Origin of the sequence: Helicobacter pylori, from assembly GCF_021062735.1 — a bacterium.
GTDB lineage: Bacteria > Campylobacterota > Campylobacteria > Campylobacterales > Helicobacteraceae > Helicobacter > Helicobacter pylori_DN.
Window position 1 is genome coordinate 15,349 of the sequence record NZ_JAHXLB010000004.1, and the last position, 26,423, is coordinate 41,771.

The window sequence follows — 26,423 nt, forward strand, 5'->3', positions numbered from 1 at the left end:
TATCGTTTTTCTTTAACGGCTTATGTTATACTAATAAAATACAGATTCAATTGAAGGCATTAAACAACTGCATGGTATTTTTTCATAAGAAAATTATTTTAAATTTTATTTATTTTTTAATGGTTGCTTTTTTATCCCATGGGGTTTTTTTAAAAGCCGATGAGATGAAAAAGCAAACTTTATTGGTAGGTGAAAGGCTTGTGTGGGATAAGCTAACGCTGTTAGGGTTTTTAGAAAAAAACCATATCTCTCAAAAACTCTACTACAACCTAAGCTCTCAAGATAAAGAATTGAGCGCTGAAATTCAAAGCAATGTTACCTACTACACCTTAAGAGATGCTAACAACACGCTCATTCAAGCCCTTATCCCTATAAGTCAGGATTTACAAATCCATATTTATAAAAAAGGAGAGGATTATTTTTTAGACTTTATCCCCATTATCTTCACTCGTAAAGAAAAAACTTTGCTTCTTTCTTTGCAAACTTCGCCCTATCAAGATATTGTCAAAGCCACCAATGACCCCCTTTTAGCCAACCAATTGATGAACGCGTATAAAAAAAGCGTGCCTTTTAAACGCCTGGCAAAAAACGATAAGATCGCTATCGTTTATACAAGGGATTATCGTGTGGGGCAAGCGTTTGGCCAACCAACCATTAAAATAGCCATGATTAGCTCTCGTTTGCACCAATACTATCTTTTTTCCCATTCAAACGGGCGCTATTACGATTCAAAGGCACAAGAAGTGGCAGGGTTTTTACTAGAAACCCCGGTGAAATACACCCGCATTTCTTCGCCTTTTTCGTATGGGAGATTCCATCCTGTCTTAAAAGTCAGACGGCCTCATTACGGCGTGGATTATGCGGCTAAACATGGCAGTTTGATCCATTCTGCTTCAGACGGGCGTGTGGGTTTTATAGGGGTTAAGGTGGGGTATGGGAATGTGGTTGAAATCCATTTGAACGAATTGCGCCTGGTGTATGCTCACATGAGCATGTTTGCTAAGGGGTTAAAAAAAGGATCATTCGTTAAAAAAGGGCAAATCATAGGAAGAGTGGGAAGCACCGGTTTAAGCACCGGGCCGCATTTGCATTTTGGCGTGTATAAAAACTCCCGCCCCATTAATCCTTTAGGCTATATCCGCACCGCTAAAAGCAAATTACACGGCAAGCAAAGAGAGGTTTTTTTAGAAAAAGCTCAGCATTCTAAGCAAAAATTAGAAGAACTTCTTAAAACCCATTCCTTTGAAAAAAATTCATTTTATCTTTTAGAGGGTTTTTAATGTCTTATTTTAAGAATGCTTTCAATCAAAAATCTTTAATAGACGATTCCAGTGTGTATTTAGAGCCTTGTTCTAGCTCTAATTTCATAGAATTAAAACGCATGCATTATAATGAAGAGAATACTAAGAAAACATGGGATATTATTAAGTCTTTAGACAGCGTGGCGGTTTTACTCTATGAAAAAGAATCCGATTGTTTTGTGATTGTGAAACAATTCCGCCCAGCCATTTATGCGCGCCATTTTCATTTTAAGCGCAATCAAGATCAAAATATTGACGGATACACTTATGAATTGTGCGCGGGACTTGTGGATAAAGCTAATAAGAGTTTAGAAGAAATCGCTTGCGAAGAAGCGCTAGAAGAATGCGGTTATCAAATTAGCCCTAAAAATTTAGAAACCATAGGCCAATTTTATAGCGCGACTGGGCTGAGTGGGAGTTTGCAAACGCTCTATTACGCTGAAGTGCGCGAGAGTTTGAGAGTTTCAAAGGGTGGGGGGATTGATACAGAAAAGATTGAAGTGCTGTTTTTAGAGCGATCAAAAGCTCTTGATTTTATAATGGATTTTCAATACGCTAAAACCACCGGATTGTCTTTAGCCATTTTATGGCATTTAAAAAAGTTTAAAAATGTTTAAAAGGAATTTTATGTTAAGGCTTTTGATAGGACTTCTTCTAATGAGTTTTATAAGCTTGCAATCAGCCTCTTGGCAAGAACCCTTAAGAGTGAGTATAGAATTTGTGGATTTGCCTAAAAGAATCATTCGTTTTCCAGCCCATGATTTGCAAGTGGGGGAGTTTGGTTTTGTCGTTACTAAACTTTCAGATTATGAAATCGTTAATTCTGAAGTGGTCATTATTGCCGTTGAAAATGGTGTCGCAACGGCTAAATTCAGAGCGTTTGAGTCCATGAAACAAAGCCATTTACCCACTCCAAGAATGGTCGCTAGAAAGGGCGATTTAGTCTATTTTAGGCAATTCAACAACCAAGCGTTTTTAATCGCTCCTAATGATGAAATCTATGAGCAAATCAGAGCGACTAACACCGATATTAATTTTATTAGTTCTGATTTGTTGGTGACTTTTTTGAACGGGTTTGACCCAAAAATCGCTAATTTAAGAAAAGCGTGCAATGTTTATAGCGTGGGGGTGATTTATATTGTAACCACGAACACGCTCAATATTTTAAGCTGTGAGAGTTTTGAAATTTTAGAAAAAAGAGAGCTAGATACAAGCGGCGTTACTAAAACTTCTACGCCGTTTTTTTCTAGAGTTGAGGGTATTGATGCAGGCACGCTAGGGAAACTTTTTTCAGGCAGTCAATCTAAAAATTACTTTGCTTACTATGACGCTTTGGTGAAAAAAGAAAAACGCAAAGAAGTAAGGATTAAAAAGAGAGAAGAAAAGGTTGATGCTAGAGAAATTAAACGAGAAATCAAGCAAGAAGCCATTAAAGAGCCTAAAAAAGCCAATCAAGGCACAGAAAACGCTCCCACTTTAGAAGAGAAAAACTACCAAAAAGCAGAGCGAAAACTTGACGCCACAGAAGAAAGGCGTCGTTTAAGAGATGAAAAGAAAAAAGCCAATGCCGAACAAAGAGCGAGAGAATTTGAACAAAGAGCGAGAGAGCATCAAGAAAGAGATGAAAAAGAACTTGAAGAGAGGAGGAAGGCTCTAGGCATGGATCAAGGCAATGAAAAAGTCAATGCCAAAGAAAATGATCAAGAAATCAAGCAAGAAGCCACTAAAGAGCCAAGTAACGAAAATAACGCTACCCAACAAGGCGAAAACAAAAACGCTCCTAAAAAGAATAAGGCTCAAAAAGAAGAGAATAAACCAAGCTCTAAAGAAGAAAAACGCCGCTTGAAAGAAGAAAAGAAAAAAGCCAAAGCCGAACAAAGAGCGAGAGAATTTGAACAAAGAGCGAGAGAGCATCAAGAAAGAGATGAAAAAGAACTTGAAGAGCGAAGAAAGGCGCTAGAAGCGGGTAAAAAATAACATGTTAGAGAAACAACACCTCAAATACTTTAAAAACCTAGTAGGGGGAGAGGATTTTTTCACCGATTTAGCGCATTTGAACGCTTATTGCTATGACGCTACTAAAGAAAGGCATTTGCCTAGCGGCGTGATTTTCCCTAAAAACGAGCAAGAAATCAGCCAGATTTTAAAATATTGCAACGAGCACCGCATCATCGTTGTGCCTAGGGGGGCTGGGAGCGGTTTTACAGGGGGGGCGTTGAGCGTGAGCGGGGGGCTAGTTTTAAGCGTAGAAAAGCATTTGGATAAGATTTTAGAGATTGACACTAAAAATTTAATCGCTAGAGTAGAACCGGGCGTGATTAACAAGCATTTCCAAAACGAAGTGGAAAAATTGAATCTCTTCTACCCCCCAGATCCAGCGAGTGAAAATCAAAGCACTTTGGGGGGGAATGTCGCTGAAAATGCCGGTGGCATGCGCGCGGCTAAATACGGCATCACTAAAGATTATGTCATGGCTTTAAGGGTGGTTTTAGCGAATGGTGAAATCATAAGGGCAGGTAAAAAAACGATCAAAGATGTCGCCGGTTTTAATGTTGCAGGGCTGATGATCGCTAGTGAGGGGTGTTTGGGCGTGATTTCTGAAATCACTTTAAAGCTTTTAGCCAAACCGCCCCTAAAACAGAGCGCGATGGGGGTTTTTAACCATATTGAAGACGCCATGAACGCCGTTTATAAGACAATGAGCAGCGGCGTTACGCCTGTGGCGATGGAATTTTTGGATAATTTGAGTATTAAAGCGGTTGAAGAGAGGTTTTCTAAAGGCTTACCCAAAGACGCTGGAGCGATACTCATCACTCAAGTGGATGGTGTGGTTAAAGAGCAGATTGCATGGCAACTCAATGAGATAGAAAAGCATTTTAAAGCCAATGGTTGCGTTGGTTTTAAGATCGCTCAAAACGAGCAGGAAGAGCAGGATTTGTGGTTTTCAAGGCGTAACGCTTCTCAAAGTATTAGCGTTTATGGTAAAAAGAAATTGAATGAAGATGTGACCGTTCCTAGGGCGAGTTTGCCGAGTTTGTTGCAAGAAGTCGCCAAAATAAGCCAAAAATACGGCTTTAAAATCCCTTGCTTTGGGCATACGGGCGATGGCAATGTGCATGTGAATATCATGCTAGAAGATCCTAAAAGGGATTTAGAAAAAGGGCATCAGGCTATGGAAGAGATTTTTCAGGCTGCTATTAGTTTGGAGGGGACTTTAAGCGGGGAGCATGGCATAGGCTTGTCTAAAGCCAAATTCATGCCTTTAGCGTTTAATCATAGTGAAATGGAGCTTTTTAGGAACATTAAAAAAGCCCTTGATCCTAATAATATTTTAAACCCTTTTAAAATGGGGCTATAAAATTTAAAAGCAAGGAAAGCGCATGAAAATCGGTGTTTATGGAGCGAGCGGTCGTATAGGGAAACTGCTCTTAGAAGAATTAAAAGGGGGGTATAAGGGATTAGTGCTGTCTAGCGTGTTTGTCAGGCAAAAATGCGAAACGGATTTCAGCTCTTTTTCACACGCCCCTTTAGTAACCAACGATTTAAAAGCGTTTGTGAGGGCATGCGAATGCGTGATTGATTTTTCTTTACCTAAAGGCGTGGATCATTTGCTAGAGGCTCTTTTAGAATGCCCTAAAATTTTAGTTTCTGGCACGACCGGTTTAGAAAAAGAAACGCTAGAAAAAATGCAAAAATTAGCTTTAAAAGCGCCACTTTTGCACGCACACAACATGTCTATTGGGATTATGATGCTCAACCAATTAGCCTTTTTAGCTTCTTTGAAATTAAAAGATGCGGATATTGAAATTGTAGAAACGCACCACAATCTTAAAAAAGATGCCCCAAGCGGCACGGCGTTGAGTTTGTATGAAACTTGCACTAAGGCTAGGGGGTATGATGAAAAAAATGCCCTAATCACTCACAGAGAAGGTTTGCGCTCTAAAGAAAGCATTGGCATAGCTGCTTTAAGGGGGGGCGATGTCGCCGGGAAGCACACGATAGGGTTTTATTTAGAGGGTGAATACATAGAGCTTAGCCATACGGCGACTAACCGATCTATTTTTGCTAAAGGGGCTTTAGAAGTGGCCCTGTGGCTTAAGGATAAAGCCGCTAAAAAATATGAAATCAACGAGATGTTTGGTTGAATGTTTTAATTCTTTTTGTATAAATAATTCACGCTTTTACGATGAAATATTTCCCCTTTTTAGCCTTGCTAAAAGGTTTTTACTATACTATAAGGGATATTGCTAACGATTAAGCTGTATTGGAAGAGTTTATTTTGCAAGAATTAATCTTGCCTTGTGTGATTAGTAACACAAGGCAAGTGTGGTAAACCCTACTACAATTTCAATTCAAGGAGCCTAACTAAAATAAAAGGAGAAATTTTAGTTAGGGCTTTATTATAGCAAAAATTATCAAGGATTACAAAGGGTAGCGTTTCTGGTTGGGATTTAGGGCGTTATTTTGATTGTTTTGAGTTTCATTTACTTTTTGTTTCATAATAAATCTTAACTATCATAGACGCATGATTAAAGTATGTAAGTTATTAAAAATTTTAAAACAAAAGGATATAAAATGAAAACCATTAGAAATAGCGTGTTCATTGGAGCGTCTTTACTTGGCGGTTGTGCTAGCGTTGAAACTCGTTTTGACGCTTTGCGTGTTGCTTGCGTTAAAAACGCTGTTATAGAGAAAGAAGCACGCCACACACCCAAAGATTTTAGTAGTCCTTACCACACTGACTAAACCGGCACTGGGTTTTAGGCGGGTTTAGTTGGGGGTTTTAGGGGTGTTATTTCAAATGCTCTCTGTCCCCTTAAAAAATGAGTTTTGCATAAAAAATAAAGTTAAAAACCCCATTGTTAAAGATCAAAGAGCCTTAAGTAAGGCTTATCCAAAAAGCAAAGAAAATCAATTTTTCCAACCACTTTTTTTAAGAATAAGGTATTTTTGCCCTATTCTAAATTGTTAAAGTGGGATTATTGATTCGCTCATTGTTTTAGCATGAATAAGTGGTGATAAATTCAAAAGGATGGGGTTTGCTCTCCCATGGGAACACTTCAGCGTTGAATTTAAGAGACTGATAAGCTTGAATAAATTCTTCGCTAAAGACCTGACTCTCTTTTAAATACTGCTTATCGGCTAGCATTTCTTCTAACGATCGCCTTAAAGTGTGGGGCATTTGTTTGATACCCTTTTCTCTGATTTCATCTAAAGTCAATTTGAAAAGGTTAATATCCATCGCTTCGCCGGGATCAATCTTATTTTTAACGCCATCCATGCCTGCCATTAAAATCGCTGCAAAAGCCAAGTAGGGGTTTGATGAGCTGTCCGGAAATCTGAATTCAAACCTAGCACTATTTTTAGAAATCCCATAAGGGATGCGCACGCTCGCGCTCCTGTTGTTAGCCGAATAAGTCAAAATAGATGGGGCTTCATAGCCTGGAATTAGGCGTTTATAAGAATTAGTGGAAGCGTTAGTGAAAGCGGCTAACCCTCTAGCGTGGCGCAACACGCCCCCTAAAAAATGCAACGCCAACTCACTCAAGCCCTTGTAAGTTTCGCCGCTAAAAAGGTTTTCGTTGTTTTTCCAAACGCTCACATGGGTGTGCATCCCGCTCCCGTTATCCCCGTATAAAGGTTTTGGCATGAAAGTGGCGGTTTTCCCATTTAAATGAGCGACCATTTTAACCACGTATTTGAGTTTTTGGACATTGTCGGCGGCTTCCACTAAATCCCCAAATTTCACGCCCACTTCGCCTTGCGCTTGCGCGACTTCATGATGGACGACAAAAGTTTCTAACCCCACTTGGTTTAAGACTTTCACAATTTCAGTGCGAATATCCATCATCGTATCCGTTGGCGGCACAGGCATATAGCCCCCTTGCTTGCCCGGTCTATGCCCAAAATTCACGCCATTTTCAAAGCTCTTATCCCGATTCCATTCGCCCTCTTCGCTATCCACTTCGTAGTATTGGGAATTGGAAGCGTCTTTAATTTTAATGGAATCAAAGATGAAAAATTCGCTCTCCGCACCAAAATAAGCCACATCGCCCAAACCTGAATCTCTTAAATGTTTTAAGGCTTTTTTAGCGATACTTCTAGGGCATTTCTCATAAGGCTGGTTTTTATACACATCATACACATCGCAAAACACGACCACGCTCACATCCGCGCTAAAAGGATCAATGAAATAACGCACCAAATCAGGGGTTAAAATCATATCGGAGTGTTCAATGCTTTGCCAGCCTTTAAAACAACTCGCATCAAAAGGAATCCCCTCTTTAAACATGCCATGCGTTAAAGCCCCAAAAGAATAAGCGATGTGATTCCAAGTGCCTTTAATATCGCTGAATCTAAAATCCACAAATTCCACTTCATTTTCTTTGCAAAATTCAAAAAACTCTTTGATCTTGCTTTCACTATTTTGAGTTCTTACTACCATTAACCACCTTTAATTGTTATGAATTGAGTTTGATTGATAGGGGTGATTATAGCATTTATGGGGTAAAAAAAGTAAAATCTGTATCAAGTATCAAGTTTTATTAAGATGCATGCACTAAAATCCGCTAAATTAAGGAGTGTTATTTATGAAAGCAGACGCAACCCCACTATTAAAATTTATTAAAGACAATCAAAAGAATCAATTGGTCATTCCCATCTATCAGAGGGTGTATAGTTGGGAAAAGGAACAATGCAAAGAATTATGGGATGATATTATAAAAGTTGGTGGAGATGATAAGATGGACGGGCATTTTATCGGTTCTATTTTGTATGTGCTAGATGGCATTACGCACTCTGACAATGCATTACTCATTATTGATGGCCAACAAAGGCTCACCACCATCACGCTTTTATTCATCGCTTTGAGGGATTATTTAAACGATGAAGATGAATTTTTAGAAAAATTTTCGCGTGAAAAAATAGAGAGCTATCTTATCAACAGCAATAAGGACGGCGATAAGAAATTCAGACTCATCTTATCAGAGTCTGATAAAGACACCTTGCTGTCTTTGATTGATGAAAATAGAAGAAAACCGAACGAACCTTCGTTAAAAATAATGGAAAATTTTAAATTATTTGAAGAATGGATCCGTAAAAACACCGACAAACTAGAAACGATTTTTAAAGGATTTAAAAAACTCATGATAGTTTGGATTGCTTTAGAAAAAGGGAAAGATGATCCTCAACTTATTTTTGAGAGCATGAACTCAAAAGGTATTGAACTCACGCAAACGGATTTGATCAGAAACTATATCATAATGGAAACAGAGATTGAAAAGCAAGAAGGCTTTTATAATCAATATTGGAGGGCTATGGAGGAGGATTTTAAACAAAATGAAAAATTATTTAATCGGTTTGTCCGTCATTATCTCACGATCAAAATAGGAAAGACTCCCAATGAGAAAAGAGTTTATGAGGCTTTCAAGGATTATCAGCAAAAAGAAGGGATAGAAATAGAGGATTTATTAAAAGATTTGCAAAAATATTGCGGGTATTTTTGCCGGATCGTATTCAAAAAAGAAGCCGATAAAAATTTAAACAAGGCTTTAAGTTTTCTTGTAGATTTGGAAATGGATGTGATCTATCCGCTACTATTAGAGCTTTATGGCGATTATAAGGATGGCGTTTTATCCAAGCAGGATTTTATCCCTATTGTCGCTTTGATAGAGAGCTATATTTGCAGAAGGGCGGTGTGCGGGCTTAGCACAAATAGTCTCAATAAAGTCTTTCCCTCTTTTACAAAAAAAATCAATAAAGATCAATATCTTGAAAGTATAGAAGCGCATTTTGTCTGTCTGACAGAAAAACAAAGATTTCCAAACAATGACGAGTTTAAAAAGCTTTTTATTACAATAGATTTTTATCATTTTCAAAAAAGGGAATACTTTCTTGAAAGGCTAGAAAATTTTAACACAAAAGAGCCGGTCAATACTCAAGAATGCACTATTGAGCATATCATGCCTCAAACACTCACGGAAGAATGGAAAAGGGATTTGGGTGAAAATTTTCAAGCAATACACGATAAATACCTCCACACAATAGGGAATCTCACTCTAACCGGTTATAACTCTGAGTATAGTAACAATTCTTTCCAAGAAAAAAGAGATATGGAGAAGGGCTTCAAACAAAGCCCGTTGAAACTCAATCAAAGTTTAAAAGATTTGGAATCTTTTGGCGAAAAAGAGATTGAAAAAAGAGCTAATGATTTAGCGGATTGGGCTTTAAAGATTTGGACTTACCCCAATCTAGAGGCAGAAACATTAGAGGAAGATAAACAGAAAGGAAAAAGAGAAAAAAAGGCTTATGATTTAAGCTCTTATAAGTTTAGCCCCCATTCAAGGGAATTGTTTGATATTTTAAGCAAAGAGATTAAAGCTTTTGATGAAAAGATAACTGAAAAATTTAATCAAGAGTATATCTCTTGTATGTTTGACAAAAATTTTGTGGATATTGTTGTGCAAAACAAGGATTTAAAATTGTATTTAAATATGCCATTTAATGAACTGCAAGACGAAAAAAATCTGGCAAGGGATATTAATAAAGGTCATTTTGGGAATGGGGACATAGAAATCAAACTAGAAACAAAAGAGAATATCCCTTATTGTTTGGGATTGATCAAACAGGCTTTAGAAAAACAGATAGGTGGTAGGAACAGGCAATAAAAACCCAACTTATTAAAATAAAGAGTATAATTACAAATTACTTACAACTTAAAGGGGATATGATGAAAGTTCTATTATTAGAAGATGTGAAAAATTTAGGCAAAGCGGGTGAAGTGTGTGAGGTTAAAGATGGCTATGGGAATAACTTTTTAATCGCTAACAAAAAAGCCAAACTCGCCACTAACGAAGTGATCAACAAATACAAAGCCGAAGTCAAAAAGAAAGCGGAAAAAGAAGCCCTAGAAAAGGCGCAAAAATTGCAAATGGTAGAAACTTTACAGACCATCACGCTGACTATCCATAAAAAAGTCGGCGCGAACGGCTCTTTATTTGGAGCGATCACTAAAGAAGAGATCACGGAGCGTTTGAAAGAACAGCATGCGAGTTTAAATTTAGATAAAAAAGACATTGAACTCAAACACCCGATTAAAAGCACAGGGATTTATGAGATTGAAGTCAAGCTTGGATCGGGGGTTGTGGGCGCGTTTAAAATTGATGTGGTGGCTGAGTAGAAAATGTTTGAAGCGACAACGATTCTAGGCTATAGAGGGGAGATGGGGGGTAAGAAGTTTGCGCTCATTGGAGGCGATGGGCAGGTAACTTTGGGTAATTGCGTAGTCAAAGCCAATGCGACAAAAATCAGAAGCTTGTATCACAACCAGGTTTTAAGCGGGTTTGCCGGAAGCACCGCGGACGCTTTTAGTTTGTTTGATATGTTTGAACGCATTTTAGAGAGCAAAAAGGGGGATTTGTTTAAAAGCGTAGTGGATTTCAGCAAAGAATGGCGCAAAGATAAGTATTTACGCCGATTGGAAGCGATGATGATCGTTTTAAATTTGGATCACATTTTTATTTTGAGTGGCACGGGCGATGTTTTAGAGGCTGAAGACAATAAGATCGCTGCTATTGGGAGTGGTGGGAATTACGCCTTAAGCGCGGCTAGGGCTTTAGATCATTTCGCTCATTTAGAGCCTAAAAAACTTGTAGAAGAGTCCTTAAAAATCGCAGGGGATCTTTGCATTTACACCAACACGAATATTAAAATTTTGGAGCTTTAATGTCTAAATTGAATATGACCCCAAGAGAAATTGTCGCTTATTTGGATGAATACATCATTGGGCAAAAGGAAGCTAAAAAGTCTATCGCTATCGCTTTTAGGAATCGTTACAGGCGTTTGCAACTGGAAAAATCCTTACAAGAAGAAATCACGCCTAAAAACATTTTAATGATTGGTTCTACTGGCGTGGGTAAAACGGAAATCGCAAGAAGAATAGCAAAAATCATGGAACTCCCCTTTGTGAAAGTGGAAGCGAGCAAATACACAGAAGTGGGTTTTGTGGGGCGTGATGTGGAGTCTATGGTGAGGGATTTGGTCAATAACAGCGTGCTTTTAGTGGAAAATGAGCATAAAGAAAGATTAAAAGACAAGATTGAAGAGGCGGTTATAGAAAAAATCGCTAAAAAACTCCTACCCCCCTTGCCTAGTGGTGTGAGCGAAGAAAAAAAACAAGAATACGCTAACAGCCTTTTAAAAATGCAACAAAGAATCGCGCAAGGCGAGTTGGATAGTAGAGAAATTGAAATTGAAGTGCGTAAAAAAAGCATAGAGATTGATTCTAATGTGCCGCCTGAAATTTTAAGGGTTCAAGAAAACTTGATTAAAGTTTTCCATAAAGAACAGGATAAAGTCAAAAAAACTTTAAGCGTTAAAGAGGCTAAAGAAGCCCTAAAAGCAGAAATTAGCGACACGCTTTTAGATGGCGAAGCCATTAAAATGGAAGGTTTGAAGCGCGCGGAAAGTTCAGGGGTGATTTTTATTGATGAAATTGATAAAATCGCTGTAAGCTCTAAAGAAGGAAGCCGTCAAGATCCCAGTAAAGAAGGGGTTCAAAGGGATTTATTGCCGATTGTAGAGGGGAGTGTGGTGAATACGAAGTATGGTTCTATTAAAACGGAGCATATTCTATTCATTGCAGCCGGGGCTTTTCATCTTTCTAAACCAAGCGATTTGATCCCTGAATTGCAGGGGCGTTTCCCTTTAAGGGTGGAGTTAGAGAATTTAACCGAAGAAATCATGTATATGATTTTAACCCAAACTAAAAACTCTATCATCAAGCAATACCAAGCCCTTTTAAAAGTGGAAGGCGTAGAAATTGCGTTTGAAGACGATGCGATCAAAGAGTTAGCCAAACTTTCTTATAACGCCAATCAAAAAAGCGAAGATATAGGCGCTAGAAGGTTGCACACCACCATTGAAAAAGTGCTAGAAGACATTAGCTTTGAAGCGGAGGATTATTTGGGGCAAAGCGTTACTATCACTAAAGAGTTGGTCCAATCAAAGCTAGAGGATTTAGTGGCTGATGAAAATTTAGTGAAGTATATTTTATAATGAAGACTAAGGCAGGCTTTGTAGCTCTTATAGGCAAACCAAACGCTGGAAAAAGCACTCTTTTAAACACTTTATTAAACGCTCATTTAGCCCTTGTTTCGCATAAGGCTAATGCGACCAGAAAATTGATGAAATGCATCGTGCCTTTTAAAGATAAAGAAGGGTATGAGAGCCAAATCATTTTTTTAGACACACCAGGGCTCCATCATCAAGAAAAATTACTCAACCAGTGCATGCTCTCACAGGCTTTAAAAGCGATGGGCGATGCTGAATTGTGCGTTTTTTTAGCTTCTGTGCATGATGATTTAAAAGGCTATGAAGAGTTTTTAAATTTGTGCCAAAAACCCCATATCTTGGCTTTGAGCAAGATTGACACAGCCACGCATAAGCAGGTTTTACAAAAATTACAAGAGTATCAAAAATACGCTTCGCAATTTGTAGATCTAGTGCCTTTGAGTGCGAAAAAATCTCAAAATTTAAACGCGCTTTTAGAATGCATCAGCCAGCATTTAAGCCCTAGTGCATGGCTTTTTGAAAAGGATTTGATGAGCGATGAAAAAATGCGCGATATTTATAAGGAAATCATTAGGGAGAGTTTGTTTGATTTTTTGAGCGATGAAATCCCTTATGAAAGCGATGTGATGATTGATAAATTTATAGAAGAAGAACGCATAGACAAGGTGTATGTGCACATTATCGTAGAAAAAGAAAGCCAAAAAAAAATCGTGATAGGCAAAAACGGGGTGAATATCAAACGCATCGGGACTAACGCGCGATTAAAAATGCAAGAAGTGGGCGAAAAAAAGGTTTTTTTAAACTTGCAAGTGATCGCTCAAAAATCATGGAGTAAGGAAGAAAAGAGCTTGCAAAAACTGGGTTATATCCATCAAAGGAAAAGGGATTGAAAAAAATATTACCGGCTCTGTTAATGGGGTTTGTGGGATTGAATGCTAGTGATCGTTTGTTAGAAATCATGCGCCTTTATCAAAAACAAGGCTTGGAAGTGGTGGGTCAAAAGCTGGATTCTTATTTAGCGGATAAATCTTTTTGGGCAGAAGAGATTCAAAATAAAGATACGGATTTTGGCTATTATCAAAACAAGCAGTTTTTATTTGTAGCGGATAAATCCAAGCCCAGTTTGGAGTTTTATGAGATAGAAAATAACATGCTTAAAAAAATCAACAGCTCTAAAGCTCTTGTAGGCTCTAAAAAGGGCGATAAAACTTTAGAGGGCGATTTGGCCACGCCCATTGGAGTGTATCGTATCACGCAGAAATTAGAGCACTTGGATCAATATTATGGCGTTTTGGCTTTTGTAACGAATTACCCTAATTTGTATGATACCTTGAAAAAACGCACCGGGCATGGCATTTGGGTGCATGGAATGCCTTTAAATGGCGATCGGAATGAATTGAACACCAAGGGCTGCATTGCGATTGAAAACCCTATTCTAAGCTCTTATGATAAGGTGTTAAAAGGCGAAAAAGCGTTCCTCATCACCTATGAAGACAAGTTTTTCCCTAGCACTAAAGAAGAATTGAGCATGATTTTAAGCTCCCTTTTTCAATGGAAAGAAGCCTGGGCTAGGGGCGATTTTGAACGCTACATGCGTTTTTATAACCCCAATTTCACTCGCTATGACGGCATGAAATTCAACGCTTTTAAAGAGTATAAAAAAAGGGTGTTTGCAAAAAATGAAAAAAAGAATATCGCTTTTTCTTCTATCAATGTGATCCCTTACCCCAACTCTCAAAACAAACGCTTGTTTTATGTGGTGTTTGACCAAGATTACAAAGCCTACCAGCATAACAAGCTCTCTTATAGCTCCAATTCTCAAAAAGAACTCTATATAGAGATTGAAAACAATCAAGTGTCTATTATAATGGAAAAATAAGAAAAATAAGGCTCTGTTTTAATGAGGGTAATCTAAGCGGATTTTTCTAATCCTTAAGCTTTGATACAAGTTTGATTAAAACTATAGAGCTTCCATGGCTTTTTCATAGCCAAATTCTGCGGATTTTTGCAAGAATTTTTTAGCCTTCTCCTTTTTCTTTCTAGTGCCAAGCCCTTCTTTATAAGCGATTCCAATTCTATAAAGGATCTCCCCCATTTGTTGTTTGAGTAAAATAATATTGCTTGAAATTTCAGCAATGTCTTCCCAAAGAAGTGTCTTATCTTTGATTTGAGTGGATTTCATAACAAGTATTCCAAACTTCTTTCCAAATTTTATAGGATTCGCACTCAAACCTGAAAGATCAATGAATCGCGATCCAATAAGCATACTAGTGAACGCAAGGTTTGGTAATCTAAAATTGTTAGCAAAATAATTTGTGCTTTTATTAGAAAACATGCGAACCACATGCCTGTAAGTCTTAAGCGCTTGTTTCAAATCCTTTTTCATCCCTAAGCCTTGCGCTTGCATGCGTCCTAAAATAAGAGCACCCCCTAACAACCCGCTCCCATACCCTTTGATAGCGTTTTGTGCATAGAATTGTGCTTTTTTATAATCCACTTTCACGCCCTTTCCCTCCAAATACATTTTGGCTAAATAAACGCTGCCAAGCCCAATGCTGTATTCTTGCGCCGTTTTAAAATCTTTAAAGGCTTGTTTGTATTGGCCTTGATTAAAATGGTCTAAACCATTTTCAAAATAATATGTCTTATGATTTCGTGCAATTTCATCCCACTGATTTCGCGCCCTTTCATCCCAATCATCACTTATGCTAATATATTCATCAGCTATACAAAGTGAAAACGGCAACAATAAAACTAGTAAAAGCAATAAAGGCTTTAAAAAAGAGAGGGTGGTGCGATAAAAATCTTTAAACATGTCAAGTCCTTTTACAATTTGAGCCATTCTTTAGCCTGTTTTTCTAGCCAGATCACAAGCGAACTTTCAAAGCAATTTGAATGGATAGCAGCAAGCTTAATCGATCTAACTTAAACGCTTCATTCTATCAAATCATCTCTTTTTTAGACTACAAACAACAGCATAATGGCGACAAGCAATAGGGAGATGGTTTTATATTTTTTGCTATAATAACATGAATTTGTTTCATAGTGACAAATTGAGAATATACCTTATGGAGGTAACACTATGGCTGACACAATCAATACAACTGAAACAACCCATGAAACAAAGAAACCAAACGCCTTTGTAAATTTTTTCAAAAACAGTTTGACTGACAAGCGTTATGATGCATTAGGTCTCATTGGAGCAGGGGTTTTATGTTGTGTCTTGAGCGGTGCTATGGGGATTGTTGGGATAATTTTTGTCGCAATAGGAATCTTTTTGTCTTTTTCTAATATCAACTTAGTGAAATTAGTTGAAAAATTGTCCAAAAAACAACCTAAAGCGGCAACAACTGTCAATAACGAAACCCAAAAATCTCAAGCAACAAGCGTTACTAACGGACCAACTGAAGCTAAAGAGAATAAAGATTGAGGTAAAACAACGATTTTGACTGAAGAAAGAATAAAAGAAAATTTCAAAAATTTAGGTGTTCTAGTGGTTTATTACTCACTGCATGACCTACACAAGCAACCTATAAATTCTTTTTCTCTAAAGACTTCTAATATCATAGGATTCTCTATTTTTATCTGCGAACACGCACAAAAAGAAATCATGCAAAAAGTGGCTTCAAGACACACTGACGATTCAAATAAGTTCAATATCAAACCCAAAGAAAAGATTGATGAGAATGTCATTAACGCATTAGAGACAAGTTTGAAATCTAAAGGGGTCGTTTCAGAAACGCTAGAAAGTATCAAAGAAGCTAAAAACAACAAAGAGTATGAGAATTTGTCCAATAGGGGGTTTTTAAGGGCTAAATTGGATCAAGGGGTAGGGATCAACTTTCAAGAGTCTCTAGGCTACAACTTGAGCACCCTACAAAAAAAGGCAATCTCTCTGTTAAAAATCAGCCCCAATCAGATATTAGAATTAGTCCAAAAACTATACATGAAAGGGCATATAAGCTATCCTACTGAATATTTGTTTGAAGAGACTTTCAAAAAAAACTTATATAAGATTTACAAGGACTCAGAGAATGATTGCTTCAACAAAAATGTGGCTGATGAAGAAAAAGTTCTTTTAGGGTTTCTTAACAGAAAATTCACTCCCAATGAGTTTTTTACAGCTATATCACTTATCTTAAATGCAATGGAATTTTGTCTCTATATCAATTCTGAAAAAAAGGAAACTAATGTTTAGAAAACTAGCAACCGCTGTATCGCTCATAGGCTTACTAACCTCTAACACTCTTTATGCTAAAGAAATAAGTGAAGCCGATAGGGTCATTAAGGCCACTAAAGAAACTAAAGAGACCAAGAAAGAAGCTAAACGACTCAAAAAAGAAGCCAGACAGCGCCAACAGATCCCTGATCATAAGAAACCTCAATATGTTTCTGTTGATGACACAAAAACTCAAGCGCTTTTTGATATATACGACACCTTGAATGTGAATGACAAAAGCTTTGGGGATTGGTTTGGTAATAGCGCTTTGAAAGACAAAACCTATCTCTACGCTATGGATCTATTGGATTACAACAACTATCTATCCATAGAAAACCCCATTATCAAAACAAGAGCAATGGGAACCTATGCGGATCTCATCATCATCACAGGCTCACTAGAACAAGTCAATGGGTATTACAACATTTTAAAAGCGCTCAACAAACGAAACGCTAAGTTTGTCTTAAAAATCAATGAAAACCTGCCTTATGCCCAAGCGACTTTTTTGAGAGTGCCAAAAAGAAGCGATCCCAATGCCCATACGCTTGATAAGGGAGCGTCAATTGATGAGAATAAGCTTTTTGAACAACAAAAACGCGCGTATTTCAACTACGCCAACGATGTGATCTGCAGACCCAATGATGAAGTGTGTTCGCCTCTAAGAGATGAAATGGTAGCTATGCCCACTAGCGATAGCGCTACTCAAAAACCTAATATCATTGCTCCTTATAGCTTGTATAGACTAAAAGAGACAAATAACGCCAATGAGACTCAACCATCACCTTATGCCACTCAAACCGCTCCTGAAAACAACAAAGAGAAGCTCATAGAAGAGCTAATCGCTAACTCCCAACTCATAGCCAATGAAGAAGAGAGGGAAAAGAAACTCTTAGCAGAAAAAGAAAAACAAGAGGCTGAATTGGCTAAATACAAGCTCAAAGACTTAGAAAATCAAAAGAAACTAAAAGCTTTAGAAGCAGAGTTGAAAAAGAAAAATGCTAAGAAACCTAGAGTAGTGGAAGTGCCTATTTCTCCTAGAACAAGTAATCCTGATGAAACAATGAGAGTTGTCAAGGAAAAAGAAAATTATAATGGATTGTTAGTGGATAAAGAAACCACGATCAAACGAAGCTATCAAGGGACTTTGATTAGTGAAAATTCTTACAGCAAAAAAACACCTCTCAATCCTAATGACTTGAGAAGCTTAGAAGAAGAAATTAAGAGCTACTATATTAAGTCTAATGGCTTGTGTTATGCTAATGGCATTAGTCTCTATGTCAAAATCAAAAACGACCCCTATAAAGAGGGAATGCTGTGTGGCTATGAGAGCATTCAAAATCTGCTCTCACCTCTAAAGGACAAGCTCAAGTACGACAAGCAAAAGTTACAAAAAGCGTTACTGAAAGATTCAAAGTAAGTTAAAGTTTTGTTTGAGAAATGGATTGGTCTGACTTTGCTTCTTAATTCCTTAGCCTATCCATGCCAAAAGGTAACCATTAGTTTCGAGCAGTATGAAAATCTTATCCATATCCATCAAAAAGGTTGCAACAATGAAGTGGTGTGCAGAACGCTTATTTCTATCGCTTTGTTAGAAAGCTCTCTAGGGTTGAACAACAAGCGCGAAATTTCCACAAAAGACACTTCTTATTCCATGTTTCATATCACTTTAAACACCGCTAAAAAATTCTATCCTACCTACTCTAAAACGCTTCTCAAATTCAAATTGCTAAACGATGTGGGTTTTGCGATCCAATTAGCCAAACAAATTTTGAAAGAAAATTTTGACTACTACAAACAAAAATATCCCAACAAAAGCGTGTATCAATTAGTGGAAATGGCAATAGGCGCTTATAATGGGGGAATGAAACACAACCCTAATGGTGCTTATGTGAAGAAGTTTCGCTGCATTTATTCTCAAGTGCGTTACAACGAGTAGAGCATACTAACTATTTTTGAATCTTTGTAATTTTTACAAGCAATCTTGGTGATACACTTCTCCTATCTTATGAATTTATAATAATATCATTTACATCATTATCTTTTAATTTTTCTAAAATATATTTTGCTTCTTTTTATTAAGATATTTTGTCTTTTTATTTTTTGGAATAGGCTTTTGCTTTCCTTATAAAGACATATAGCGTAAGAATTCTTCCAATTCATGCCATTTTCTCTGGGCATAGGTGCTGTAAAAATGGATTGATGAATTTTAATCTAGCGCATGCAGCAATCCAATAAAAGCGATGGCTAGCAAATCAAAGAACACACAAGCTTTTGATGAGTGAAAATTTCACTAAAGATATAGGAAAACTCAAACGCTTCATGCAAGACAAAGATTATTTTTTTAGCAAAGAAGCGTTTGATCTGATTTTGAAGGATTTTTAAAACGAAACTAATGATCAGAAACTAAAATCACAGTTCGCTTGAACCCACAGGCACTAAAGACTTGTCATAGCTCAATTCACCTCTGGTTTTAGCGGCTTGCAAATCATCATAAAAAGTTGCTTGATTTGGTACTTTCCCCAATTTGTATTTCTTGCTCAAGCTTGGACTTACCTTAATAAGCTCATCAGTGAAGAATGGATCATCATAGTAAAGCGCCTTGTGGCACTTGATGGGTTTGAGCGTGTTTTCTAGAATGATAAGCTCATCGCCCATAGTCATCAATTCATCAGGGGTCATCAAAAAGCGCTCTTTGTTGCTGATAGAAGTATTGGTCTTACCGGTATTATCATCAATGCTTCGGCTCACGTCTTGTCTAGTGTATTTCCCTAACACCTTAGAAAGTTTTTCAAAATGTTCATAGTAGTTATCGTTGTTAATCCCATAATACATATTCAAAGAAAGGTTGTCTAAAATAGTCTTAGCGCCATTCCTACCATAACCAAGTGGGGGGTCATTCTCTAGTTGCGCTTTACTTTGAAACACAAAAGCGGGGCGCATGTTGTATTCTGCCATAATCCCTACCGCTTTAACAAAGGTCTCTAAATAGCCACACAAAGTGAATTCGTCCATGAGCATCAAGCAACTTCTTTTGCATTGTGGATCATGGATTGGCAGAATCAAATTGCTATAAATCATCACATTGAAAAACAGCTCTAATATCGGCCCAACAATAGTGCTTTCTTTAGGATTAGCGATCACGCCAATACTCACTTCGTCAATCCTTAAACGCCTGAAATCAAAATCATTAGCGCTCGTGAAATTTCTGATCATGGCGTTATTGTAGGGGGCAAACGCTGAAGTATAGACCCCTTGAACAGAGCTGTAAGTTTCTTTAGCACCGCCCATTGTCTTGAAATTATTCCACATGTTTCTAGTGGCAGGACTAAGCACTCTTATATTATCGCCACTCTTATCTTCTTCACCTCCAAAAAATTCCATCAGAGACACGACTTTTTCCATGTTTGTGTCTTCATCAATCAAGTTGATACCGCTTGCCATAGAACCTATGAAAAACATCGTGGGAGTTTCAGGCATGATGATTTTTTTTCTTTTGACAAACTCAAGCCCCTTTTTAGTCCACATGAGATCCCTATAAATATTGCAATTGATGACAAAAAGATTTCGCGCTTGATTGCTAAAAAAAGGATCTTTTTCATTAGGTCTTTCAGGGAACACGAGCTTTGCCAATCCAAAGATTTGAGTGGAAAAATCCCCCCCACTAGCCACCATCCCATGACCTTTTAGGCGTATGTCAATTTGAGAGAGTATGTCTTCAGTTAAAACCACATCATTACCAAAATCCACATAAGCGAAAGGATTAAATCGGTGTGTTTTTAAGGAGAAAGGTTCATAGATGAACACTTTTTGGTTGAAGCGTTTTTCTCTGATTTTTCCGCAAGTTTCCATAGTGTCAGCCTTAGGGTCAAACACAACGATATTCTGAGGATAATTGATCATATTAGGCATGATGAAACCCACCCCCTTACCGCTTCTGGTAGGAGCAATCAAGCCAATGAACGCCTGTCCTGCGTAAGCGATAAAATCCCCCAAACCACGCCTGCCTACAATAACCTCTCGTTTGTCAAAGGCGCGTTTTTTATTATTGGGTGTGATAAGTTTAGCTTTGATCATTTTTTCTTCGCTCTCCCAACTCGCGCTACCAAAGAGATCATCAACTTTTTTATTCGCTCCTATGTCTCTAGTCCGAGTTAAGTATTTTAAGAACCACACAAAAAAGGTAATGAATATATAAGAGCATAAAATAGAACTATATACGACTAAGGATATATTGAACCCATAAATCTTGAGTGAACTAAAACAAAGCGCCTTAAAATAGTATGCAGGAAAATCTTGTATCGCATAGATCCATATATCAAAAAGATCATCATCGCTCTCAGGCAATTTATTATCATCATAAAAATTACCTAATAGAATCAAGAAAAATAACCCTGATGTGATAAAAGAATAGGATAGTAATAGTGTCGCTTGTAACCAAAAGCCAAAAGTTTTAACTCTTTCTTTCAGCCCCTCTATAATGATTTCTTTAAAGTTTTTTTTCTTTTGAGGTTGGTTAGCTTTATCTTTAAAAGCTTTTTTTTGAGCTTTTATGAATTTGTAGAGAAAAAATAACGCTATTACCCCTATGAAACTAAAAATAACAACCAACTTATAATCCTCTATGAAATATAAGGTGTTATACGACAAGTCTTCCATTGTACCTACTACCTATGTTTGATATAAAATTCATCACACTGTTTGTGGTGGTTGATATGGACAATCATATCAATCAAATCTTTAAAGCCCTCAATGAGACTTTCAAACTTGATATTCCTTGCTGCACTATTAGATGAACTCATGTTGGCTAAACGAATAAACGCTTCTTCACTGCTCCCTGCATGCAGAGTGGTTAGCGTGCCTTTATGACCGCTACAAAGCACATTATAAAAATCGTATGCCTCACTGCTTCTGAGTTCCCCTAAAATGATTCTATCAGGCCGCATTCTCAAACATGACTTTAAGCAATCAGCAGAGGTGATATTCCCACCAAAAAAAAGCTGTGTGTAGTTCTTGTGGTGTTTGAATACAATCTCTTCGGTGTCTTCAATGGATATGATCCTTTCTTCTTTGGGGATAAACTCCATGATGCTTTTGATATAAGTCGTTTTACCGCTTCCTGTGCCACCACAAACAATCACATTTTTACCAATAGCAATACCATCTTTAATCGCACTGATCGCTTGTTCTTTGTTGTCTAGTAGATTATAAAAACCTTGCTCTTCAAAGAAGCTATGAGGATAGGTTGTTTTGCTAGGTATCCTTATGGATATGGAAATGGTTTCATCATTAACTGTAACAGGGGAAAGGACAATTTGCACCCTTTCACCATTCGCTAAATTGCTGCTCAAAATAGGATTTTCATAGTTGTCTATTGTTTTTTTCTTAAAACTCGCACAACACCGAGCAAAATGCATTAAACGAGATAGACTAAAGGCTTTCTTGTCTCTCACATCAAATGGTTGCCATTCGCCATTATTTTTTAAAACCCATACAACCTTGTTCCCATTGTAACAAATCTCAGTGATATTTTCCATTTTTAAAAAATCACCAAAAAGTTCTTCAGTAGCATGCCTTAGAGGATTTAATGCCGCTTCTTTTAAAGCTCTTTCTACTTCTAGAAATTTTTTATCTTCTGCACTCAATCTGTCTTCAGTCATGTTCTCATTCCAAATTTAATTTTAATTGGGTTATCAATTTAGCTCTTTCTAAAGAAGTGAGATAAGTCTTATTTTTGCTCAAAATAATATATTTAGTCCCTATATCTTGGACAATCTCATTGAGCTTCCTTCCAAAATCATCTATCCCTAGAATCTGAAACGCCACGCCCATCATATTGCCATCTATGAATGGCGGTAAATACTCTCTTGGCAGATAAGAAGCCACTAGGTCTGAAATTCTTGCTACTTCATCACACATAAAATTATTGAAGTTGTCAGAAATTTCTACAACAAACTCCCCAAGCGTTAGTTCATTTTTGATCGTGCTTTCTGCAAAAGTCTTTTCTTGTTTGCAACGATTGTAGCTGGCTAACACAAGGTTGTTCAAATAGTTGTAATAAGCATCAAAACTAATAAAATTCTTTTGCATATTGATTCTTAACTCTTGAACTCTTCTCAAAAAATCTTGCGGATCGTTGCTATCTTTTAAAGAAATGGCGTAATTTTGAATAAACTTATCCCTTACTTCATTTGCATTTCCCATAAGAGATCTGTTGCTATCTAAGATCTTTTGTCTTTCTGCTTCATTGAAACCGAGTTCCATTGCTGTTTCCTTTCATTGTTTTTGCTTGGTTTTTTCCGCCATTACACCCTCTAGAAGAGCCTGTTGTTGGTTTTGTCTTTTATTTTGTAAAGAACCAAGTTTGGTAACATAGATATATTTTATCCTTTCTTTTGAATTAATTGCCACCTTTGGGGCTTGTGGTGATTTCTTCATGCTCTCTAGACAAAGTTTTAGTGCTTTGTTTGATAATTTCATCTACCACAGATTTGTTGGTAATTTTAACATCATACACGCCACTAAAATCAATATCGTCCATTGTGAGAATCTTAATACTATCGCCCTCGTTTTTGTAAAAACTTGGGGGGATATTCATCAGTTGCCCTAGAATTTGATTAGACATCTGAGCTGAACTTTGCATACTACCATTGATAGCTTGACCCAAAGCGTAATTAAATTCAGGTATCCTTTCACTTCTACCTTTGCCAAGACCTATGAGTTTATCTAGAGCTATGATAGGCGCAGTTTGCAAGAAGCTATTAACCACGCTTGCTATCACAGCAAAGCCTATGCGCTTCATAAAGTGGTTATTCACATAGCCATCTACCCCTGCTTCACCCAACATGCCTGCTGCTTGAGCGTTTGCTAGAGGTATTATCACACCATCAGGCGTAATGGCTTTAGTAAAGACTATCATTAAACGAGTCATAATGGGTGTGCCACCTTTCACGCTTTGATAATTCCCATACACCTTAGTGCCTTTATCTAGTAAGATCATAGTGCCGTTCATGTTCCATACATCTTTGGCTACAACCCCACTCACTATACCTGTGAGAGTGGCATCTACTTTAGAAGTCAGAGTGATTTCAATAGGGGTGTATTGCGCTAAAACAAATGTGGGATCACTCTTGCCTATAAAGGCCTGTTTGACAGGGCTTGTTTCATCTTGTTTTTCTGCTTTCTTTTTATCGTCAATGGGATTACCATTTTCATCTACAAAGTCCCCACTCTTTTCGTTTTTGTTCTTAAGAGCGATTTCACTGATATTCTTGGCAGTTTCTGCGACATCTTTGTCTATCTTATTGCTTTCTGCTTTAGCTTTTGCTGTGGATTTTTCACTTTTTTCTTTATCGTCATCTTTTTTATTACCACCTAAAGCCTTAGCCAATTTAGCTTCTAAATTCTTATCCTTAATGGTTTTTTCTGTTTCGTATTGCTTGGTAATATCAGGCTCTATGGAAGCATAAATAGGATTATCGCTAGCTATTTTGTCCGCATCAACATTAGTAGCGTTAATAGTGGCAATATCGCCGCCATTTTTGAAATCCATTGGCAACAACGGATAACCTTTAGCCGCCATGTTATCAAAGGTTTTGCGGTTTCTTAGTTCGCTATAAATCAGATCCACTTCATCAGCTTGTCGTTTGATTCCCAGAATTAGTGCCCTTTCACTATCGCTCAAGCCCTCTAAACATTGCTCTATGGCCTCTTGATCAGTGGGGTCATCTAAGTTATCCAAGCACTCGCTTGCTTGATGCAACCTTTCTGTTTTACTCAATTGATTTTGTTTGTTTTGTGTCCTTTTATTTTGGATTTCTTGGATCAAATCGCTATAAAGGTTTTGGCATTTCCTTTTTTCTTCATCGGTTTTAGCCATAGCCAAACAATCCGCAACAGCCTTTACAAAGAAGATCAACTCACAGGCTTGAAACAAGCGTTGAGTCAAGAAGAGATCCAAAACAAAGTGGATTTCATGGAATTTCTTGCAAAAAACAACGCTAAATTAGATAACTTGAGCGAGAAAGAGAAAGAACAATTCCAAACTGAGATTGAAAATTTCCAAAAAGACCGTAAGGCTTATTTGGACGCTCTAGGGAATGATCACATTGCTTTTGTTTCTAAAAAAGACCCAAAACATTTAGCTTTGGTTACTGAGTTTGGTATTGGTAATGGGGAATTGAGCTATACTCTCAAAGATTATGGGAAAAAACAAGATAAAGCTTTAGATGGAGAAACAAAAACCACTCTTCAAGGTAGCCTAAAATATGATGGCGTGATGTTTGTCAATTATTCCAATTTCAAATACACCAACGCCTCCAAGAGTCCTGATAAGGGTGTAGGTGCTACGAATGGCGTTTCCCATTTGGAAGCAAATTTTAGCAAGGTAGCTGTCTTTAATTTGCCTAATTTAAATAATCTCGCTATCACTAATTATATAAGGCGAGATTTAGAAGATAAACTAGTCGCTAAAGGATTGTCCCCACAAGAAGCTAATAAGCTCATCAAAGACTTTTTGAACAGCAACAAAGAAATGGTTGGAAAAGCTTCAAACTTCAATAAAGCTGTAGCTGAAGCTAAAAACACAGGCAATTATGACGAAGTGAAAAAAGCTCAGAAAGATCTTGAAAAATCTCTAAGGAAACGAGAGCATTTAGAGAAAGAAGTAATGAAAAAATTGGAGAACAGAAACGACAACAAAAATAGAATGGAAGCAAAAGCTCAAGCTAACAGCCAAAAAGATAAGATTTTTGCAATTATCAATGAAGAGGCTAGTAAGGAAGCAAGAGCGGCCGCTTACACTCAGGATCTTAAAATTATCAGAATGGAATTGTCTGATAAGCTTGAAAACATCAACAAGAATTTGAAAGACTTTGATAAATCTTTTGATGAATTCAAAAATGGCAAAAATAAGGATTTCAGCAAGACAGAAGAAACGCTAAAAGCCCTTAAAGACTCGGTGAAAGATTTAGGTATCAATCCAGAATGGATTTCAAAAGTTGAAAACCTTAATACAGCTTTGAATGAATTCAAAAATGGCAAAAATAAGGATTTCAGCAAGGTAACGCAAGCAAAAAGCGACCTTGAAAATTCCATTAAAGATGTGATCATCAATCAAAAGATAACGGATAAAGTTGACAATCTCAATCAAGCGGTATCAATAGCTAAGGCAACAGGCGATTTCAGTGGGGTAGAGCAAGCGCTAGCCGATCTCAAGAATTTCTCAAAAGGACAATTGGCTCAACAAGCTCAAAAAAATGAAGATTTCAATACTGGAAAAAATTCTGAACTATACCAATCCGTTAAGAATGGTGTAAATGGAACCCTAGTCGGTAACGGGTTATCTCAAGCAGAAGCCACAACTCTTTCTAAAAACTTTTCGGATATCAAGAAAGAATTGAATGAGAAATTTAAAAATTTCAACAACAATAACAATAATGGACTCAAAAACGAACCCATTTATGCTAAAGTTAATAAAAAGAAAACAGGAGAAGTAGCTAGCCTTGAAGAACCCATTTATACTCAAGTTGCTAAAAATGTAAAAGCAAAAATTGACCGACTCAATCAAATAGCAAGTGGTTTGGGTGATGTAGGGCAAGCAACGGGCTTCCCTTTGAAAAGGCATGATAAGGTTGATGATCTCAGTAAAGTAGGGCTTTCAGCTAGCCCTGAACCCATTTACGCTACGATTGATGAACTCGGCGGACCTTTCCCTTTGAAAAGGCATGATAAGGTTGATGATCTCAGTAAAGTAGGGCTTTCAGCTAGCCCTGAACCCATTTACGCTACGATTGATGAACTCGGCGGACCTTTCCCTTTGAAAAGGCATGATAAGG

Annotated in this window: 21 protein-coding genes and 2 pseudogenes; 17 read left to right on the plus strand and 6 right to left on the minus strand. The window is 37.4% G+C overall.

All coding sequences use genetic code 11. The features are described from left to right. The first annotated feature begins 71 nt into the window (after positions 1 to 71). The 6 genes from csd3 to KX581_RS02885 all read left to right on the plus strand — a co-directional run bounded on the left by csd3 (position 72) and on the right by KX581_RS02885 (position 6,047). Positions 72 to 1,280, plus strand: a complete 1,209-nt coding sequence (gene csd3 / locus KX581_RS02860; RefSeq protein ID WP_231175531.1) for a peptidoglycan DD-metalloendopeptidase Csd3 — start codon at positions 72 to 74, stop codon at positions 1,278 to 1,280. Continuing rightward, positions 1,280 to 1,918, plus strand: a complete 639-nt coding sequence (locus KX581_RS02865) for an NUDIX hydrolase (RefSeq protein ID WP_231175532.1) — start codon at positions 1,280 to 1,282, stop codon at positions 1,916 to 1,918. The genes csd3 and KX581_RS02865 overlap by 1 nt, the downstream gene beginning before the upstream one ends. Before the next feature lie 10 nt (positions 1,919 to 1,928). Beyond that, on the plus strand, positions 1,929 to 3,278 hold the full coding sequence (gene pgbA / locus KX581_RS02870) for a plasminogen-binding protein PgbA (RefSeq protein ID WP_231175533.1): 1,350 nt from the start codon (positions 1,929 to 1,931) through the stop codon (positions 3,276 to 3,278). A 1-nt stretch (position 3,279) separates the two neighbouring features. Further along, positions 3,280 to 4,659 (plus strand): glycolate oxidase subunit GlcD, encoded by a 1,380-nt coding sequence (glcD, locus tag KX581_RS02875; protein ID WP_120871442.1) that lies wholly within the window; start codon positions 3,280 to 3,282, stop codon positions 4,657 to 4,659. A gap of 22 nt (positions 4,660 to 4,681) precedes the next feature. Next, positions 4,682 to 5,446 (plus strand): 4-hydroxy-tetrahydrodipicolinate reductase, encoded by a 765-nt coding sequence (gene dapB / locus KX581_RS02880; protein WP_120871444.1) that lies wholly within the window; start codon positions 4,682 to 4,684, stop codon positions 5,444 to 5,446. Positions 5,447 to 5,876: 430 nt separating this feature from the next. Then, complete coding sequence (locus tag KX581_RS02885) at positions 5,877 to 6,047, plus strand: hypothetical protein (RefSeq protein WP_000849514.1); 171 nt, start codon at positions 5,877 to 5,879, stop codon at positions 6,045 to 6,047. A gap of 253 nt (positions 6,048 to 6,300) precedes the next feature. Here the strand turns inward: KX581_RS02885 and glnA are convergent, their stop codons facing one another. Then, positions 6,301 to 7,746, minus strand: a complete 1,446-nt coding sequence (gene glnA, locus KX581_RS02890; RefSeq protein WP_231175534.1) for a type I glutamate--ammonia ligase — start codon at positions 7,744 to 7,746, stop codon at positions 6,301 to 6,303. Positions 7,747 to 7,891: 145 nt separating this feature from the next. On the opposite strand from glnA, the gene KX581_RS02895 reads away from it, so the two are divergent. The 6 genes from KX581_RS02895 to csd6 all read left to right on the plus strand — a co-directional run bounded on the left by KX581_RS02895 (position 7,892) and on the right by csd6 (position 14,250). Next, positions 7,892 to 9,967, plus strand: a complete 2,076-nt coding sequence (locus tag KX581_RS02895; protein ID WP_231175535.1) for a DUF262 and DUF1524 domain-containing protein — start codon at positions 7,892 to 7,894, stop codon at positions 9,965 to 9,967. 62 nt (positions 9,968 to 10,029) lie between these two features. Next, positions 10,030 to 10,479, plus strand: a complete 450-nt coding sequence (rplI, locus tag KX581_RS02900; protein ID WP_025276052.1) for a 50S ribosomal protein L9 — start codon at positions 10,030 to 10,032, stop codon at positions 10,477 to 10,479. A gap of 3 nt (positions 10,480 to 10,482) precedes the next feature. Beyond that, positions 10,483 to 11,025, plus strand: a complete 543-nt coding sequence (hslV, locus tag KX581_RS02905) for an ATP-dependent protease subunit HslV (protein ID WP_108266994.1) — start codon at positions 10,483 to 10,485, stop codon at positions 11,023 to 11,025. Continuing rightward, on the plus strand, positions 11,025 to 12,356 hold the full coding sequence (gene hslU / locus KX581_RS02910; RefSeq protein ID WP_231175536.1) for an HslU--HslV peptidase ATPase subunit: 1,332 nt from the start codon (positions 11,025 to 11,027) through the stop codon (positions 12,354 to 12,356). Before hslV ends, hslU begins: the two co-directional genes overlap by 1 nt. Beyond that, a complete protein-coding gene (gene era / locus KX581_RS02915) occupies positions 12,356 to 13,261 on the plus strand; it encodes a GTPase Era (protein WP_180599787.1) in 906 nt (301 codons plus the stop codon). Before hslU ends, era begins: the two co-directional genes overlap by 1 nt. Next, entirely contained in the window at positions 13,258 to 14,250 is a 993-nt protein-coding gene (gene csd6, locus KX581_RS02920) for a cell shape-determining L,D-carboxypeptidase Csd6 (protein ID WP_231175537.1), read from the plus strand. The genes era and csd6 overlap by 4 nt, the downstream gene beginning before the upstream one ends. A gap of 81 nt (positions 14,251 to 14,331) precedes the next feature. Here csd6 and KX581_RS02925 read toward each other — a convergent pair whose 3' ends face one another. Next, positions 14,332 to 15,186, minus strand: coding sequence for an SEL1-like repeat protein (locus KX581_RS02925; RefSeq protein WP_120871463.1), 855 nt, complete (start codon positions 15,184 to 15,186; stop codon positions 14,332 to 14,334). Positions 15,187 to 15,453: 267 nt separating this feature from the next. On the opposite strand from KX581_RS02925, the gene KX581_RS02930 reads away from it, so the two are divergent. From KX581_RS02930 to cag4, 4 genes are all read left to right on the plus strand, one after another. Next, positions 15,454 to 15,801, plus strand: coding sequence for a cag pathogenicity island protein Cag1 (locus KX581_RS02930; protein WP_000785788.1), 348 nt, complete (start codon positions 15,454 to 15,456; stop codon positions 15,799 to 15,801). A gap of 63 nt (positions 15,802 to 15,864) precedes the next feature. Beyond that, positions 15,865 to 16,569, plus strand: a complete 705-nt coding sequence (locus KX581_RS02935) for a DNA topoisomerase (protein WP_414600151.1) — start codon at positions 15,865 to 15,867, stop codon at positions 16,567 to 16,569. After that, positions 16,562 to 18,007 (plus strand): type IV secretion system outer membrane cap subunit Cag3, encoded by a 1,446-nt coding sequence (gene cag3 / locus KX581_RS02940; RefSeq protein ID WP_231175538.1) that lies wholly within the window; start codon positions 16,562 to 16,564, stop codon positions 18,005 to 18,007. The genes KX581_RS02935 and cag3 overlap by 8 nt, the downstream gene beginning before the upstream one ends. Before the next feature lie 9 nt (positions 18,008 to 18,016). After that, on the plus strand, positions 18,017 to 18,526 hold the full coding sequence (cag4, locus tag KX581_RS02945; protein ID WP_180599779.1) for a VirB1 family T4SS lytic transglycosylase Cag4: 510 nt from the start codon (positions 18,017 to 18,019) through the stop codon (positions 18,524 to 18,526). A gap of 473 nt (positions 18,527 to 18,999) precedes the next feature. Here the strand turns inward: cag4 and cag5 are convergent, their stop codons facing one another. From cag5 to cagY, 4 genes and pseudogenes are all read right to left on the minus strand, one after another. After that, complete coding sequence (cag5, locus tag KX581_RS02950; RefSeq protein WP_231175539.1) at positions 19,000 to 21,246, minus strand: VirD4 family type IV secretion system ATPase Cag5; 2,247 nt, start codon at positions 21,244 to 21,246, stop codon at positions 19,000 to 19,002. Between the two features lie 8 nt (positions 21,247 to 21,254). Next, a complete protein-coding gene (gene virB11, locus KX581_RS02955) occupies positions 21,255 to 22,247 on the minus strand; it encodes a cag pathogenicity island type IV secretion system ATPase VirB11 (RefSeq protein WP_000133874.1) in 993 nt (330 codons plus the stop codon). 4 nt (positions 22,248 to 22,251) lie between these two features. After that, positions 22,252 to 22,851 (minus strand): cag pathogenicity island translocation protein CagZ, encoded by a 600-nt coding sequence (gene cagZ, locus KX581_RS02960; RefSeq protein WP_000418790.1) that lies wholly within the window; start codon positions 22,849 to 22,851, stop codon positions 22,252 to 22,254. Positions 22,852 to 22,987: 136 nt separating this feature from the next. Then, positions 22,988 to 24,490, minus strand: a pseudogene (gene cagY / locus KX581_RS02965) (type IV secretion system apparatus protein CagY); the annotation flags it as partial. Between cagY and cagA the strand changes: the two are divergent. Next, positions 24,488 to 26,423 (plus strand): annotated as a pseudogene (gene cagA, locus KX581_RS02970) (type IV secretion system oncogenic effector CagA); the annotation flags it as partial. The pseudogenes cagY and cagA sit on opposite strands and share 3 nt — an antisense overlap.